Raw genomic sequence first — 17,131 nt, forward strand, 5'->3', positions numbered from 1 at the left:
TCCCATTATCCCCCCTGTACAACCACTCTTTTTAGGACACTGTTAAGCGCTAATTTTCCTAACCAAAGGAGACCTAAAAGATATCCTAATTGAATAAAAACTCCGATTACGGCATCATTTTGTGTTATATGTCCTGAATAAACACGAAAAGGAAAATCGGCTGTCCAGCGAAAAGGCAGGACGTAGGCAATTTTCTGAAGCCACAAAGGCATTAGCGGAATGGGTATAATCAAGCCTGCAAAGAATTCCCCCAGCACTCCAAATACCAACAGTGAACCCATTGGCGATAAAGTTATAAATACGGAAATGTATAAGAACATGGAAATGGCTACTAATAGTAATAAGCCTAATAAAAGAGTAACCACAAATAATATAAAAGTTGAAACATTTGGAGGCAGTGTCAAGTTGTAGGGCTTCGGTAAAAAGAAAGCCAGGATTAAGATAGGATAACAGCGCAGCAGAGCACTTGAAAGTCTCTGTGCCAATAGTTTTGCGTACCAGAAACCATATAAATCTGTTGGGCGGCAGAGTTCATACGCGATATTCCCGCTTGTAATGAGGTCAAATAATTCATTATCACGAAACCAAAGCATGATAAAAGCTAGGAAAGCCTGCTGCAGCCATATGTAGGTGATTAATTCCCTCAAAGAAATGGGTGGTGTTACAGCAGCAAATTCATAAAATGCTTCAAATACCATAATCGAAATGAATCCCCAGAAAAATTGAGTTGCGACTCCAGCCCATGCAGCAGATCGATATTGCATCCCAATTAATAGCCTTATTTTCAGAATTGAAGCGTATACCTTCATATTTGAAACTCCTTGTACAGCTGTATAATAATATCTTCTATTGGCTGCGATTCAATCGTGACATCGAGAAGTTCTAGCTGGCTGGATAGCTTAGTAATCACCTCAGAGGAGAGGGTTTGTTCCGTATCAATGCTGAGAACAACATGTTCTGGCGACCATGAGATGACACTTGTTCCGGCTATATCAATAGGATTTGGGTTTTTGCGATAATCTGCTGTAATCGTCTTTTGTGATCCAAAACGTTTTCTTAATTCCTCTAAGTTTCCATCATAAAGCAAACTCCCTTTACCAATTAAGATCACACGATTGGCCAGCGCTTCAATATCATTCATATCATGAGTTGTCAGGACTACCGTTACGCCCTTTTCTTGATTGATGGTTTTGATAAACTGACGGACTGCTATTTTGGAAACCGCATCAAGTCCGATCGTCGGTTCATCTAGAAATAATATCTGGGGATTATGTATAAGAGAAGCTGCTATTTCACAGCGCATTCGCTGCCCTAGGCTTAGCTGCCTGACTGGAGAGTTAATGATTTCTTTTAATTCTAGTGTTTCGATCAATAGGTCAAAGGTAGATTTATACTCCGGCTGTGGAATCTTGTAGATATCTTTTAAAAGCTCAAATGAATCGATAACCGGAACATCCCACCAAAGCTGGGAGCGCTGGCCGAAAACGACGCCAATATTTTTTACATACTCGACCCGGTTTTTCCAAGGAGTGTAGCCCAAGATATTGCACGTTCCCCCATCAGGGACTAAGATGCCGCTCATAATCTTAATCGTCGTCGACTTTCCCGCACCATTCGGGCCAATGTAACCAACTATTTCACCAGGTTCAATCGTGAATGAAATCTCTTTTAGAGCTTCGACTATCGTATGCTCTCGGTGAACAAGTGCTTTGGCTGCCTGCAGTAATCCAGTAGATCGCTTCGCCACTTTAAAGGATTTTGTAATGCCTTCTACTTTTATCAACTATGTTCCCTCCTTCTTCGTCACAGAGGAAAATAGTACCATCTGAGCCTGAGGAATGTCAAGAATTTTTTGAATTGTTTTTACAGGTATAATATCACATCAATTTGGGTCTTCAACTATAAAAAAAGGACTGATACCAGCGGCTTGGCTGATATTAGTCCTATTCATTGACTATGCTCCTTCAGAGCGATTAATTACATTTGTTAATACTCTATCAGTAGATTTGCTGACTTTCTCTTCAAAATATGGTTCATATGCTTCAATTGGCGGCTTTTTCGACATATAGACAGCTAGAATAACCCCTATTAAAGAAATGCCTGCTGCGATTAAAAATGGGTTAGAGGCTCCTAACGCTTTTGAAACAACATATCCGATAGAACCAATAAGTATTCCCGCATAGGCTCCTGCCGCGTTCATTCTCTTCCAATAAAGCCCTAAGAAAACGGCTAAGAAAAAGGCTGCCCCGAATCCTCCGTAAACGTAGACAAAGCCCATCGCTAGAAACCATGGCGGCTTAATAGCACTAACAACGGCTAAGAATCCCATCACAAAAATAATTAATCTAAGTGTTTTATTAAAATCCTTATCACTGACTTTTTTTGGAAAAATTCCTAAAAACACATCATAATACAGCGTAGTCCCTGCTGTCAGCAGCATAGAGTTTGCAGTCGAAACTGCGGCTGCACAAAGGGCAACTAAGGTCATAGCCCCGACTAGCGGCGGTGCATAATCCTGAATAATCAACGGAACAATGTAATCTGTCGTTTTTCCTGCTGGTAAACTCGGTAATAAAGCTTTTGCACCAAGCCCGAGGATAATTAGTGGGCCCATGATGAATAATAAAACACCAATCGTACCCATTATCTGCAAGATAGCAACCTTAATATTTTTGGGTGCCAGCATTCTAGTAACCCAGTGCGGTGAAGCAGGTGACCCTAATGAATTAGATATAAAAATAGATATTAATGCACTAAGACTGAAGGTTCCTAATGGAGTAAGAAGGATTCCCTTTTCAAGCGGCGGCCCGCCAGCAATTGTAGGTGCAGTGGTGGTAGAAAGTGTATCTACGATATTCTGCAATCCGCCGGTTGCTGCTAAAACGGCTCCGCTTCCAAGCACAACCCCAATGACAATAAGGACCGTATTTAGTGTATCTGTTGCGGCAACTGACCAAAATCCGCCAATACTAGTAAAGAGTAAAAATACAAGAAAGGCAAAGATTGCAATTTTATAATCGATTCCTGTAATTGTTTCAAAGACAATTCCGAACCCTACTACCTGAATATGAACTAAAAGAAAGTAGCCGATTGTCATCAATATTCCAACGATCATCCGTAAAGGGCTGTTCTTCTTAAATGGCTCGTACCTAAGATGGATAAACTCAGGGAATGTTCTCACAGGCGTTTCCGGCCGTCTTATTTTATAGGCAACCAGCGGAATTAACGCTCCACCTAAACACCATCCTGCAACCCAGCCAATGATTGCCGCTACCCCCGAGCTATATAAATAGCCGGGTACACCTAAAACAGATGCTACACTTACCCAAGTAGCAGTGGTTGTACCAATTCCTAATAGTAATCCCATTCTATGTCCACCCGTAGTAAAATCAGAGATGGATTCCGCATTCTTGAGACTCTTTACACTTGACCAAACAATAAATAATAAATAAAAACCTAGTACCACTATGTACATCATGCTGTTTTTCCCTCTTTTTCCCTTTATTTATATTTGAAAATTCGCCCCGTTGCTCCCCAACGCTTAACACCTGATTTTTCAATTTTAAAGCAAAGATATGTACCTAATACAAAAGAAAAAATCATAGTACCTAACCAAATCATTAACGCTGTAACCAACTAAAACCCACCTTTCCGATAAGAATATTTGTTATTTTCTAAATATATAAAATTGATTTTAACATACTCAAATATTCCGTCAACAGTATTTTTATCCAATTTCTTCATATAAAAAAAGGCAGATGCTAAAAAGCATTCTGCCTTTCCGTAATTATTTACTTTAATTAGGCTTTTTCTTTCAAATTCACTAGTAACTTATGTGCATCGGAAATTAATTTATTTTTCAATGAATCTTCCGCCTGTTTATATTTATTCAGGTGCTTTATAAAGTCCTCTAAATGCTTTGCTGCCTGATTGGTTCTATCAAGATTTAAATGATGCTGTACCTGATCTAGTTTATTCGTTAACACAGATGGTACTGGACCGCTCCATCCAAGGTTTAAAGAATGTCTAATAGAACCAAGACTAACTGGATAAGCGATATTTTCTGGATCTAATTTCCCCGCCAGCACAGTTTCTCTGATATCTTCACCCAGGTAGAAACCGACATGCGGCGGCTGATTGTAGGTGGTATTTTGCCATGCAATACCCGTTCTATATACCGGATCATGCATCAACGTATATAATCTATACTCTGTAGGAATGGTTGTGCTAAAGATTCTTAATTCTGAACTGTCAGGTGTAGGGTAGATAACTTCTTCACGCCAGTCACCAAGAATATCTGCCTGTAAGGTTGGATTGGCTTTTGTTCCATTATTACTAACAACACCTTCGAAATTCCTTATTACCTTTGCCTCATTTGTTCTTTCGTCATACTTTGTAATCGATGTACCATCTAGTAATTCGTGAAGCAAGTCTCCATCCCAATAGGTAACAAAGTTAACAGGCAGACCTAAATCTCTAGAACTAGCAGCTTCAACATGGCCTTGGACATTGTAGACGCCGCCGCCTGTTTCCACAGTATTTCCGCCGGTTCCCCAGAACTCATAACCTGGGCTTGAGGTAATGTTGGCAGCTACACCGCGCCCTGTATCCTTGTAGGCATAGTACGCTTGGATGGTTTCTCCTGTGGCCCCATCATGGTACTCTAATGACGCAACTTCTGGCTCTTCATGTACTCCAAAAATATGCAAGCCTTCTCGATTTGGATCAAATGCGCCTACATGAAGTGCATCTCCATGTGACCCTTTCACCCGTCCCATATTTCCATCCATTGCATAGAGAATTGTACCATCATGATCAAGAGTCAACGAACCCGCCACTATTTCGTCGAAACCATCATTGTCGAGGTCACCAACAGCAAGATTATGATTCCCTAAGCTCTTCCCTCTGCCTGCTTCATCTGAATCAAACGTCCATACTTCTTGAAGCTTCCCATCTACCAAACTATAGGCTGCAAAAGCAGTTCTTTCATAGTATCCTCTGCCATAAATGGCACTTGGGGTAGTGCCGTCTAAATAAGCTAGTCCGGATAGGAATCGATCAGAACGGTTATAAAAATTATCTCCCCATGAAGCACCTTGATCTCCTGGTACCTTTTCAACTGGAAACGCAAAGTCAATCGTATCAATTACTTCTCCTGTTTCACCATTGAAAACAGAGATATATTCAGGTCCGCCGACAACATGACCTCCTTCATTGATCCATTTCCCATTATCTTCTTCGTTACCGATGACACTAATTACCTTGCTGCTATCGTAAACGCCATTTGTTGCTCCATATACGGTTGTAGCATCTGCAGTTTTAATAAGGAAATCAGATTTTCCGTTTCCATCCATATCCCCGACAACAAATTGATGATATTGCGGACCAGATGTTAGGTTCATCCCCATATTCATACGCCATAATAGTGTCCCATCTAATTTATATGCGTCGAATATGGTTGGACCTGTTATAACATCCTCTAAGGCCGTCATTGCGTTAGAGGGACGCCAAAGTATAATAACTTCGTACTCACCGTCACCGTCTAAGTCTCCTACACTTGCATCATTGGCACTGTATGTGTAATCTCCAGTTGCAGTTGTTCCACCCTCAGGTTTTTGCAATGGAATGGAAAGATAATCTGCTGCTGCAGCCTTTTCTTCATTCTTTTCAGTTGAAGCACCTTTAACAAGTGTTTCTACAGTGTATTTATCTTCAGGAACACCCGCTGTATCAACAAAGTTTGTTACATTTAATGGCTCCGTATTTAATTTTTCACCATTTCGATATAGATTGAAGGTTACATCTTTATCATATTCATCTGCAAGCAATCGCCAGCTGATGAATATGCCATCCTCTGATTTAAGTGCGACTACTCCCCGGTCAAGCCATTCTGCTTGCTGAGGCTTATCAACAGGGGCGAGACGATTGTAGACATAGATGGTTACATCTCTGTTAAATTCGTTGTTCACATCTTCAGTTTCAGCAAGAGTCCCCGTAAATTCGTATACACCTGCCTTATTAGGGTTCCACTTTTCCCCTGCTTCCGTCCACTTACTGACAGGTACATCTACTTTACTTCCATCTGCTAGTGTTGCTTTTACTGTTTCTGGTAAACCAATTGAATCCACGTTCTCTTTTGTTTCACCCACATACACTCTATGGTATGGCTGTTTATCTAGCCTTATTAGAGTGTTATCAGAAACCGGTACATTGTAGACACCAAAGTTATCAAGGTATGTACTCCATGTGAGGTTATTTCCAGATGTACGTACACCAACTAGCTTAACAGCCTCGAAAGAGCCGTCGAAAGCTACACCTTCTAAGGAAGATGTATATTCAGTCGTTGTATTCTCTTGATTTGTAAGACTTAGCTTTACTTCGTTGTTAAGAAGATCGAAATTGACCTTTACATGATACCAAGCTTCAGGATTTTCAATGCTTGTAGCAAGTGGAGCCTGATTGCCTGCATAATAGGATAATGGAGCATTATTCGTATTGTTCAATGTGAAGACAGTGTTCCCTGTGCTGTCATAGAACCTTAAATCTCCTGCGTTTTCCTGAGGTCTTTCTCCCTTATCATTCACGTCACCAGGGTACCAATCAAATTCAAATAGCACTTGTGCCCCTTTTACAGGTGAGCCAAACTCTTTTGCTGCAACACGGCCGCCTGATTTGTCAATAACACTGAAGTCCAGCTTAGGAGTTATGTTCCCGCCAATATCTGCTTTATTAATTGATACCGTTGCACCACCAGAAGTATTGAATCCCCAATTTTCAGGGACTACCTCTTCTGTATCACCAAAATCACTAAAATATAAAGATTCATAACTTGGATTGCTTACCTCTTCACCAAATGCCGATGGCAGACAAGTAAATAAGAGGATGGATGCAGTAAGGACAGATAAATACCTTCTAGTTTTTTTGCTTTTTCTCAACTTTTATTAACACTCCTTCAGTTGTATTGGCCTAGGAATGGTGGTTTTCATGGTGAAGATCTCCCTTGGGAAAAGACTTTATGAATCCTTTTTCAATTTTAGAAATTAAGCTCCTTGTTCATATCCCCCTTTCACCATGACTATTGATAGCGATTACATAGTTAGCTATCAAAAATGTTGTATAGGATCCAAACAGTCCTGCATAGACTAACACCTTACAGAAGATTCTGTCTATTGCACTTTTTTGTATCCAACTTTAGTCCTTTTTCTTGTTTTTTCACATAGTTCTTTAGAAGGCGTAATACTTTTTTTCCTCATTTCTCCATTTTTGTTCAAACAAAAAAAGACTCAATCCTAAACTTGGATTGAGCCTGAATGCTTTTTATTCTTCTCGCCTTACTCAACTGTAACTGATTTTGCAAGGTTACGCGGTTTGTCGACGTCACAGTCACGGTGCAGTGCAGCGTAGTAGGAAAGAATTTGTAAAGGTACTACAGAGATAAGTGGTGTTAATAAATCATGTACTTCTGGGATAACGAAGCTGTCTTCGTCCATGTTTAGACCCTTCATTGAAATAATACAAGGGTTTGCTCCGCGGGCAACAACTTCCTTTACGTTCCCGCGAATGCTTAAGTTTACATTTTCTTGAGTTGCAAGCGCAATAACCGGTGTACCTTCTTCAATTAAAGCAATCGTACCGTGCTTTAACTCTCCACCAGCAAAGCCTTCTGCTTGAATATAGGAAATTTCTTTTAACTTTAATGCGCCTTCTAGCCCAACATAGTAATCAATTCCACGGCCGATGAAGAAAGCATTACGAGTTACAGATAAAAACTCTCTTGAAATATGCTCAATTAGCTCTTTTGAGTCACAAAGAACTTCCATCGCATTAGCAACTAGACCAAGTTCATGGATAAGATCAAATCCTGGATCAAGATTTCGGCTCTTTGCAGTTACCTCCGCTAAGATCACCAAAACAGCTAATTGTGCTGTATATGCCTTTGTAGATGCAACAGCAATCTCAGGACCAGCATGAAGCAATAAAGTATGATCTGCTTCACGGGAAAGAGTTGAACCAGGAACATTTGTAATCGTTAATGCTTGATAACCCATTTCCTTTATATTAACAAGAACCGCACGACTATCCGCTGTCTCACCACTCTGTGATATAAAGACGAACAATGGTTTCTCAGACAGAAGAGGCATATTATAACCAAACTCACTAGAAATATGAACTTCGACTGGAATCTTTGCCATTTTTTCAATGAACTGCTTTCCTACAAGACCTGCATGATAAGAAGTTCCAGCAGCAATAATATAGATTCGATCAGCGTTGTTCATCGCAGAAATGATTTCAGAGTCGATTGTTAATTGACCTTGTTCATTTTGGTATGCTTGTATGATTTTACGCATAACAGCTGGCTGCTCATCAATCTCTTTTAACATATAATGAGGATATGTGCCTTTTTCAATGTCGCTTGCATCCAATTCGGCAATGTAGGAAGTACGAGTAATCGTTTCTCCATCAAGATTTTGAATACTTACTTCGTTCTTTGCCACAATGACGATTTCTTTGTCCATAAGCTCTACGTATTCATCTGTTACTTGAAGCATTGCCATCGCATCGCTCGCAACAACATTGAAATCAGCACCTAGACCTACCAATAATGGACTTTTGTTTTTTGCAACAAAAATAGTCTCACTGTTTTGTTCATCTAATAAAGCAAGAGCATAGGAACCATGTAAAAGTGAAAGTGTCTTACGGAAAGCTTCTAAAACCTCTAAGCCTTCTTGTACAAACTTCTCAATCAGTTGAACAATCACTTCTGTGTCTGTTTCACTTACAAACGTTACATCTGATAAATAGTCCCGCTTTAAAAGATCATAGTTCTCAATAACACCATTATGAACAATAGTAAAACGTCCTGATGCACTTTGGTGTGGATGGGAATTTGTTCTGCTCGGTACTCCATGAGTAGCCCAGCGTGTATGGCCAATTCCGATATTAGCCATTACGTCCACATCTACGATTCCGCGTAAGTCAGCAATACGTCCTTTTTCCTTAAAAACATGGACTCCATTTTCGTTCATTACAGCAATACCTGCTGAATCATAACCTCTATATTCAAGCTTTTCTAAGCCTTTTAATAAAATTTCTTTCGTATCATTACTTCCAATATAACCAACAATTCCACACATATTTCTTTTCCTCCCTGATATAGGGGGCAAGAATGCTTTGGAGGCTCACCTTGCCCCCTTATCTCTGTTTTTTCGAAGGTATCTGTATATACCTTCTTCTTTTTTGTTGCTATGTTTAGTATGCGCATTTCCTTCTCTTTGTGCACCAAGTTGCCTCGATGTTTTAAAGAAGAAACAATCGGTTGTGCGTTCAACCGGGAGGTATCCGCCGAACATTCGATAAACCTCCTCCTCGTCAACTAACCAGCATGGTTAGTTCAGGCGCTTTTGAGAATAACTTCCTTTTCACTATCCTCCTTCCAAAATTTACGTTGCTTTAAAAGAAACAAAGCAAAATAATCATATCTGATGAATTGATATTCGTCAACTAAATAATAAAAGGAAGAATTAGTAAATCCTGCCTTTTATATAATAAAATATGCATAGGGTCTCATTAGAGTTCCCTATGCATATAGAATACACTTTAACCTATTCTTTTAATTCCATTTCAGCCTTCACTACACTTACTATACGTTCTACATACGTTTCGCATAATTCTTCTGTAGGGGCTTCTGCCATTACCCGTACAAGTGGTTCTGTTCCAGATGGACGAACGAGAATACGGCCATTTCCATTCATTTCTGCTTCTACCTGCTCGATAATAGCTTTTACCTTCTCATTATCTGTCACATGATGCTTGTCTGTTACTCGAACATTTACGAGCTTCTGAGGAAACTTTTTCATATCTGCTGCTAATTCAGATAATTTTTTCTGAGTTGCTTTCATAATATTTACTAATTGTAATCCAGTTAATAATCCGTCTCCGGTTGTATTATAGTCTAAGAAAATAATGTGTCCAGATTGCTCACCGCCGAGATTGAACCCGTTTTTCTTCATTTCTTCCACAACATAACGGTCTCCCACTGCTGTTGGTACACTTTGAATTCCATAGCCTTCTAGGCCTTTATAAAAACCAAGATTACTCATTACGGTTGATACAATCGTACTGTGTTTTAGACGACCCTGTTCCTTCATGTACTTTCCGCAAATAAACATAATTTGGTCACCATCGACGATATTACCTTTTTCATCAATTGCAATTAATCGATCCCCATCACCGTCAAAAGATAGTCCTACGTCTGCACCCTTATCCTTAACCATTGCTGCTAAGGCTTCCGGATGTGTAGAACCCACTCCAGCGTTAATATTGATGCCATTAGGTGAAGCACCCATAACAGAAATGTCTGCATCTAAATCCGCAAAAAGGTGTGTGGCAAGAGAAGATGTAGCTCCATGAGCACAATCTAAGGCAATATGTATACCTGAAAATTCCTCATCTACAGTATTTTTCAAGTATTGAAGATACTTTTGACCGCCTTCAAAATAATCCATGACTTGGCCTAAATTGGCTCCAACCGGTCGTGGTAATTGATCCTCTGCCATATCGATTAATTCTTCAATCTCAAGTTCCTGTTCATCAGATAACTTAAATCCATCAGGACCAAAGAACTTAATTCCATTATCAGCAACCGGATTGTGTGAAGCAGAAATCATTACACCTGCTTCCGCTCCTAATGCCTTTGTTAAATAAGATACTCCAGGAGTTGAGATCACGCCTAGACGCATTACCTCTGCACCAATTGAAAGTAACCCAGCTACAAGTGCACCTTCTAACATATGGCCTGAAACCCGTGTATCACGACCGATTAGCACTTTGGGTCTATCTTTATCCTTCGTTAATACAAAACCCCCGAAACGTCCTAATTTAAAAGCTAATTCAGGTGTTAATTCACTATTTGCAACGCCGCGGACGCCATCGGTACCAAAATATTTTCCCATTATCAAAATCGCTCCTTATCATGTATACTGCTGTGTATTATGCATTTTCTTCCGTTATTGTAATTTTTGCAGATGATTTATCAGGTCTCCAATTAACATTAGGAGGACCATCCACTTGTATCGTAACATCATGGTCACCCTCTGGAAGTCCAGTTAGATCAACGAATATATTGAAATCATCTGGACCCAGCTCAGTTATTGCAGATCCTGACCCAAAAACTAATAAGTTTACTAATGAATTAGCAGGATCATTGATAACTGCCTCAAATTCCTCGGGCAGCCCCTTTATAGTAATTGGTATCCCAGATACGGTTTTCTCAGTCTTTGTTACAACCACCTTAACCTCTACCAGTTCAGGGGTAACTTTTGTTATTCCGTTAGAGATAATCACCGGTAATGAAAGGGTTGTATTTTCAGTAATTTTACTAACGTCAACTTCAACACGAACATTGTCTGTTTCTTTTAAAGTATCCTCATCTCCGGAAATTACAGCTTCCTCAACATTTAATTCAATGGATTGAATCGTCAGTCCTTCTGGAGGGGCACCTTTTTCAATGATATTAATTGGAACTGTTTTCGTGTTGCTTCTGATTGGAATAGTAACCTCAACGGTTTCAGGCTCTACCACTACATCAAGTTTATTTAATTCTTTATCAAGGACCTGTACATGCGCCTCTTTGGTTACAGTACTATCAAGGAGATCTCCGCCTTCAAGCGCAGCTTTTACATATGTAATCCGATCGACCACATCTTTTGCCCCTGTGATTTTCACCTTATTTGGCTTAACGGCAGGTTGTCCCGCTGAATAGCCCTCTTTAATTAGATCATTATCAAATTCAGCCTCCACCGTAAACTCAGTTGTTACTTTTTCTTGAACAGCTACGGTAATAGAACCTGGTTTAATAGTTGCTTTTAACTTATCGGATAATCCACTTACTTCAAACGTAACCTTTTGATTTCCAATTTCAGCATTGGTTATATCTACAAATACCTCAAAGTTTTTTAATGCCTTTGCCGACTGAACATGGGGCATTGGGCCTTCAAGGGTTACTTCAACCATATCCGGTATCCCTGAGACTACAAGGTTTTCTGTATCATAATAGGCCTTTACTGGAATATCTGCTATCGTTTCTGTAGTATTTTCCCCTGGTACATTAATTTCGTTTGTCTTGCCCCCGGAATTCGGGACGACAGAATAAAGAAGGATAGCCAGTAGTATGGCTAGTATTTTAATAAACCAGGGATTATCCATCAGTTTATCCATTATTCTTTCCCCTCCAGTTCCAACGAGCTGAAGAAGCCGGTTTTACTTTCGTGCTGGTAACGATTAAGTCATGAGAGATTAACTCTTTAAATCCATCTAATGTTAAATTTCGATGCAGCTCTCCATTTTTTGTTAGAGAGATATTTCCGGTTTCTTCTGAAACAACAACGGTAATGCTGTCGGTTACCTCACTTATTCCTAAAGCGGCTCGGTGTCTTGTACCCAGTTCCTTTGAGATAAATGGACTTTCGGATAAGGGAAGATAACAAGCTGCTGCTGCTATGTTATTTTTTTGGATAATAACAGCCCCATCATGGAGCGGTGTATTTGGAATAAAAATATTTATGAGTAATTCGGAAGATATCTTTGCGTCAAGTGGAATACCTGTTTCAATGTAATCACTCATCCCAGTTTCCCTTTCAATGGAAATCAAGGCACCAATCCGACGTTTAGCCATATAGTCCGTAGCCTTTATAATGGCATCCACCATTTTCTCTTGTTCCTCATCATCCGGTCCATTGCTTCTTGAAAAGAAGCGTCCCCTCCCCAGCTGCTCCAGGGCTCTCCGAAGCTCGGGCTGAAAGATAATGATCACAGCTAGAAATCCCCAATCAATGGCTTGCTGAGTTAACCAGCTAAGCGTATTTAAACCAAAAAACTCACTTACAACTCTTATTAGGAGAATCACTACAATTCCTTTTAGTAATTGTACAGCCTTGGTTCCTTTAATTAGGTTTAATAGCTTATAAATGACCCATGATACAAGGAGAATATCAACAATACTAGCTAAGTATTTCCATATTGTAAAATCTTCAAAAAACGGCATTGTTTTTCCTCCGTAAATTTGTCTAACTTATAACCAATATATTATAACATAAATATAACTTGTACCTATTATTTGTCATTTAAATACTTATCATTAAAAAAGAAAAATCACTCACTAAGAGTGACTTCTTTCCATTACTTCTCACTTTCATTAAAGATATCAATTACATCAAAAGCTGTCTTTTTCATATGATACCAAATCCAATCAAATACTGCATTAACCTCTTCGATTTGACCTGTTACATGACCAGCAGAAGCTAAATACTGTTCACCGTTTATAACCGTTACATTCCCTTGTACTTCACCTTCAATTTTTAACTTTCCATTTCGAACGATAACATCTCCCTTAACCACTTCTCCTTCTGGGACAATGACAGTATCGTTTTGCACGACTAAATTATCCTGTTTAGAAACAGAAAATTCACGTTCTTGGTTCCAGGTTGAAAATACACTCCCCGTCATTAACACCAGAAATAAGGATGCCGCAGCAATTAACGGGTGATTTCGCAGCCATCTTTGCATGCCCACCTTCTTCTTTTCCTTGGGCAGACTGGCCATCACTTTAGCTGTAAAATCCGGCGGTGCTTGCATTCTAGATGTTCCTTTTACAACAGCAATTGTCTTCTTATATTCATTAAATAGTGTCTCACATTCCTTGCAGCCTTTGAGGTGTTCTCTTAGAATCATCTCGTTTTTGGGATCAATTTCTTCATCTAAATATTCATGCATTAAGTCAACGATTTCATCATTACACTTCAACGTGTTTCACCTCTTATCACACATAACGTAATTGTTGTCGCAATGCCTCGCGCCCGCGATGGATACGAGTTTTGACTGTTCCTAACGGCAAATCAAGGATTTCACTTATTTCATTTAGTGACAACTCTTCAATATATTTTAGAACAATAACAGACCTATATTTTTCAGGAAGCTTTAAAATTTCCTTTTGAACAGATTCTTGAAGTTCGAGACTTTCCAACTCCGTCTCTGGCAAAGGGGCATTCGAAGAGAGCTGCGAATACATAGTAAGTCCATCTGTTCCAGAAACCTCTGCATCAAGATAATAATCGGGCTTCTTTTTTCTAATTCTATCAATGCATAAATTTGTTGCAATCCTAAATAACCAAGTTGAAAATTTTAAATCCTGATTAAATGATTTGATATTAACATATGCACGAATAAAGGCTTCCTGTGCAATATCCTCTGCCTCATGACGATTTCCTAGCATTCGGTACCCAAGCTGATAAATACTATTGCTGTAGATTTCAACAATATCAGCAAATGCATCCTGATCGCCTTTTATAACTTGTTTAATTCTCTTTTTTATTAGGGCATCCATTTATTTTTCTCAGCTCCAATGCGACTATACAATCTTACGAATCAATAGCAAAAAAGTTTCAATATAAATAAAATCTTCATACATATCTTTTATATTAACAAAAATTAACTTATTTTGGATAAAAGAAGGCTTATTCACTTTAAGGAGCAGGAAAATTCGTGGAAATAGTAACAGCAGCCTTCTAAGAAAGCTGCTGCCAACCCATTATAATAATTTTTCACCAAATAAGGAACCCATTAGTTCAACCGCTGCTCGTGCTGTTTTGTTTTTTTCATCTAAGATAGGATTGACTTCAACAAATTCTGCTGAAGTAATAATCCTGGCTTCTTCAAGCATTTCCATTGCCAAATGACTCTCACGATAACTAATTCCGCCCATAACAGGTGTACCAACACCTGGAGCATCAATTGGATCTAATCCATCTAAATCAAGTGATAGGTGCACGCCGTCCGTTCTGTCCTTTAAATAAGCGATTGTCTCTTCCATTACTTTTGCCATTCCCAGCCGATCTATCTCGTGCATAGTATAGACTTTAATACCTTTTTCCTTAATTAATATCTTTTCACCTTCATCAAGTGCCCTTGCGCCTATAATAACAACATTTTCCGGCTTGATTTTTGGGGCATATCCTCCGATATCAGTTAGGGAATGATGACCTATACCTAAACTTGCAGCCAAAGGCATACCATGTATATTTCCAGAAGGGGACGTTTCTGCCGTATTTAAATCACCATGCGCGTCGTACCAAATAACACCTAAGTTCGAATAATGTTTAGAAACACCAGCAAGTGTTCCAATGGCAATACTATGGTCTCCGCCTAATACTAACGGAAATGAGCCTGATTGGATGACTTCATCAACTTTTTCAGCAAGCAGTGTACTTTTTTCAGCAACCAAAGCTAAATTTCGTAAATTTGATTCTTTATCGATCACCACTTCAGGTCTTCCAATTGGAATGTCACCCATGTCGTGGATTTCATCAAAAAGTGGCTTAAGTCTTTCATTTATCCCCGCATACCGAATTGCACTTGGCCCCATATCGACTCCACGCCGCATTTGACCTAAATCCATTGGCATCCCAATAATAGATAGTTTTCTCATATTCTACCTCCTACCCCTTCGTTACCTCCTATTTTAACCGTTTTCAAACCAATGACTCAACTCGACAAAGTTATGTATATATATACGCAATTTTTCGAAAATAAAGGCTCTGTTAAAACTGATTGTTGATTTCACTGTGTTAGGAAAATAAGCGGAGAATTTCCGTTTAATTTGGGAAATACCTATACTTCCTTGAAAACAGACGGAGTTTTTCCGCTTATTGTATTCAAATCCTTGTAATTTGTCTTATTTAAAGCTGTTAAGCGGAATATCTCCGCTTATATTGCTTCTTATGGTTCCTCTATAAACAATAACCGGAAATTATCCGCCTATGATTCTCAACCCTGTACGAAAATCAACAATGAATAATAAAAAAGCCTTAAATCTTAATGATTTAAGGCGAAGTTTACTATGTAGTGTGATGGTTATTTTGTGAGACAAAATATCTTAGTTAATTTCACTATTGTGAAATTCAATTGGTGGAGCCTAGCGGGATCGAACCGCTGACCTCCTGCGTGCAAAGCAGGCGCTCTCCCAGCTGAGCTAAGGCCCCCTATAGACTAGTATAGATAAAGACCCGAAGAGAAAAATTCCCTTAGGGTCAGTTTGTTGAATGATGAGCCATGAAGGACTCGAACCTTCGACCCTCTGATTAAAAGTCAGATGCTCTACCAACTGAGCTAATGGCTCTTGGCTGGGCTAGCTGGATTTGAACCAACGCATGTCGCAGTCAAAGTGCGATGCCTTACCGCTTGGCTATAGCCCAATGTTTAGGACATTAACTAGTTTGTCCAATATTTCATAAAATATAACTGGTGGAGGGGGACGGATTCGAACCGCCGAACCCGGAGGGAGCGGATTTACAGTCCGCCGCGTTTAGCCACTTCGCTACCCCTCCAGTTATTAAATCCGCTTAAAATCCCTTCAGGTATTTTAAGTATGCTTCCGCTGATGTTAATTCAGGAGATAAGAAGCATGGTGCCGGCGAGAGGACTTGAACCCCCAACCTACTGATTACAAGTCAGTTGCTCTACCAATTGAGCTACCCCGGCAGGAATAATTGTTTTTTAAATTTGTAAAAAATTGAAAGTTATTTTCACTATCGTGAAAAAACTATGGTGGAGGATGACGGGATCGAACCGCCGACCCTCTGCTTGTAAGGCAGATGCTCTCCCAGCTGAGCTAATCCTCCGTTTAATGGAAAGTTATTTTCGCTAATGCGAATGGATGATTATTTTCCGCATCGTGATGGAAATTTTTTTTCGCTAAGGCGAAAAAACTTTGGTGACCCCTACGGGATTCGAACCCGTGTTACCGCCGTGAAAGGGCGGTGTCTTAACCGCTTGACCAAGGGGCCATAATTATATATAGGAAAGCTTCCAAGCGGGCTCGAACCGCTGACCTCTTCCTTACCATGGAAGTGCTCTACCTACTGAGCTATGGAAGCATAGCTAATTTTAAAATAGAAATGGCTCCGCAGGTAGGACTCGAACCTACGACCGATCGGTTAACAGCCGATAGCTCTACCACTGAGCTACTGCGGAATAATACAACAGCCTGGCAACGTCCTACTCTCACAGGGACAAAGTCCCAACTACCATCGGCGCTGAGAAGCTTAACTTCCGTGTTCGGTATGGGAACGGGTGTGAC

The 17,131-nt window shown here is 39.7% G+C and carries 12 protein-coding genes, 9 tRNA genes and 1 rRNA gene; all 22 read right to left on the minus strand.

Annotation, left to right across the window (positions count from 1 at the left end; genetic code table 11):
- Window positions 1-5 precede the first annotated feature (5 nt).
- Window positions 6-809, minus strand: coding sequence for an ABC transporter permease (locus H0184_RS26230; protein ID WP_221830577.1), 804 nt, complete (start codon window positions 807-809; stop codon window positions 6-8).
- A complete protein-coding gene (locus H0184_RS26235; RefSeq protein WP_221830592.1) occupies window positions 806-1,783 on the minus strand; it encodes an ABC transporter ATP-binding protein in 978 nt (325 codons plus the stop codon). The genes H0184_RS26230 and H0184_RS26235 overlap by 4 nt, the downstream gene beginning before the upstream one ends.
- Window positions 1,784-1,954: 171 nt before the next feature.
- Window positions 1,955-3,478 (minus strand): sodium:solute symporter family protein, encoded by a 1,524-nt coding sequence (locus tag H0184_RS26240; RefSeq protein WP_221830594.1) that lies wholly within the window; start codon window positions 3,476-3,478, stop codon window positions 1,955-1,957.
- A 23-nt stretch (window positions 3,479-3,501) separates the two neighbouring features.
- Window positions 3,502-3,636: a hypothetical protein gene (locus tag H0184_RS27910; RefSeq protein WP_260631812.1), complete on the minus strand. Its 135-nt coding sequence runs from the start codon at window positions 3,634-3,636 to the stop codon at window positions 3,502-3,504.
- A gap of 164 nt (window positions 3,637-3,800) precedes the next feature.
- Window positions 3,801-6,935, minus strand: a complete 3,135-nt coding sequence (locus H0184_RS26245; RefSeq protein ID WP_260631813.1) for a rhamnogalacturonan lyase family protein — start codon at window positions 6,933-6,935, stop codon at window positions 3,801-3,803.
- A gap of 396 nt (window positions 6,936-7,331) precedes the next feature.
- The gene (gene glmS / locus H0184_RS26250; RefSeq protein ID WP_221830596.1) at window positions 7,332-9,134 is read right to left on the minus strand and encodes a glutamine--fructose-6-phosphate transaminase (isomerizing); all 1,803 of its coding nucleotides are present in this window, start codon (window positions 9,132-9,134) and stop codon (window positions 7,332-7,334) included.
- A 468-nt stretch (window positions 9,135-9,602) separates the two neighbouring features.
- On the minus strand, window positions 9,603-10,952 hold the full coding sequence (gene glmM / locus H0184_RS26255) for a phosphoglucosamine mutase (RefSeq protein ID WP_221830605.1): 1,350 nt from the start codon (window positions 10,950-10,952) through the stop codon (window positions 9,603-9,605).
- Window positions 10,953-10,989: 37 nt separating this feature from the next.
- Window positions 10,990-12,216 (minus strand): CdaR family protein, encoded by a 1,227-nt coding sequence (locus H0184_RS26260; RefSeq protein WP_221830607.1) that lies wholly within the window; start codon window positions 12,214-12,216, stop codon window positions 10,990-10,992.
- Window positions 12,209-13,042: a diadenylate cyclase CdaA gene (gene cdaA, locus H0184_RS26265; protein WP_221830609.1), complete on the minus strand. Its 834-nt coding sequence runs from the start codon at window positions 13,040-13,042 to the stop codon at window positions 12,209-12,211. Before cdaA ends, H0184_RS26260 begins: the two co-directional genes overlap by 8 nt.
- Window positions 13,043-13,176: 134 nt before the next feature.
- Entirely contained in the window at window positions 13,177-13,800 is a 624-nt protein-coding gene (locus H0184_RS26270) for an anti-sigma factor family protein (protein ID WP_221830655.1), read from the minus strand.
- A gap of 16 nt (window positions 13,801-13,816) precedes the next feature.
- Window positions 13,817-14,380 carry an RNA polymerase sigma factor SigW gene (gene sigW, locus H0184_RS26275; protein WP_221830657.1) on the minus strand — a complete coding sequence of 188 codons (564 nt, stop codon included), beginning with the start codon at window positions 14,378-14,380 and terminating at the stop codon, window positions 13,817-13,819.
- Window positions 14,381-14,584: 204 nt separating this feature from the next.
- A complete protein-coding gene (rocF, locus tag H0184_RS26280; protein WP_221830675.1) occupies window positions 14,585-15,481 on the minus strand; it encodes an arginase in 897 nt (298 codons plus the stop codon).
- 477 nt (window positions 15,482-15,958) lie between these two features.
- A tRNA-Ala gene (locus tag H0184_RS26285) sits at window positions 15,959-16,034 on the minus strand.
- Window positions 16,035-16,098: 64 nt separating this feature from the next.
- Window positions 16,099-16,171: transfer RNA gene (locus H0184_RS26290), tRNA-Lys, on the minus strand.
- A 1-nt stretch (window position 16,172) separates the two neighbouring features.
- A tRNA-Gln gene (locus H0184_RS26295) sits at window positions 16,173-16,247 on the minus strand.
- Window positions 16,248-16,294: 47 nt separating this feature from the next.
- Window positions 16,295-16,379 (minus strand) — tRNA-Tyr (locus H0184_RS26300).
- 78 nt (window positions 16,380-16,457) lie between these two features.
- A tRNA-Thr gene (locus H0184_RS26305) sits at window positions 16,458-16,533 on the minus strand.
- 64 nt (window positions 16,534-16,597) lie between these two features.
- A tRNA-Val gene (locus H0184_RS26310) sits at window positions 16,598-16,673 on the minus strand.
- 90 nt (window positions 16,674-16,763) lie between these two features.
- Window positions 16,764-16,838, minus strand: a tRNA-Glu gene (locus tag H0184_RS26315).
- A gap of 17 nt (window positions 16,839-16,855) precedes the next feature.
- Window positions 16,856-16,928: transfer RNA gene (locus H0184_RS26320), tRNA-Thr, on the minus strand.
- A 22-nt stretch (window positions 16,929-16,950) separates the two neighbouring features.
- Window positions 16,951-17,025 (minus strand) — tRNA-Asn (locus H0184_RS26325).
- An 11-nt stretch (window positions 17,026-17,036) separates the two neighbouring features.
- Window positions 17,037-17,131, minus strand: a 5S ribosomal RNA gene (rrf, locus tag H0184_RS26330); the annotation flags it as partial.

The sequence above is a fragment of the Neobacillus niacini genome (assembly GCF_019749295.1).
Classification (GTDB): Bacteria; Bacillota; Bacilli; order Bacillales; family Cytobacillaceae; genus Neobacillus; species Neobacillus niacini_D.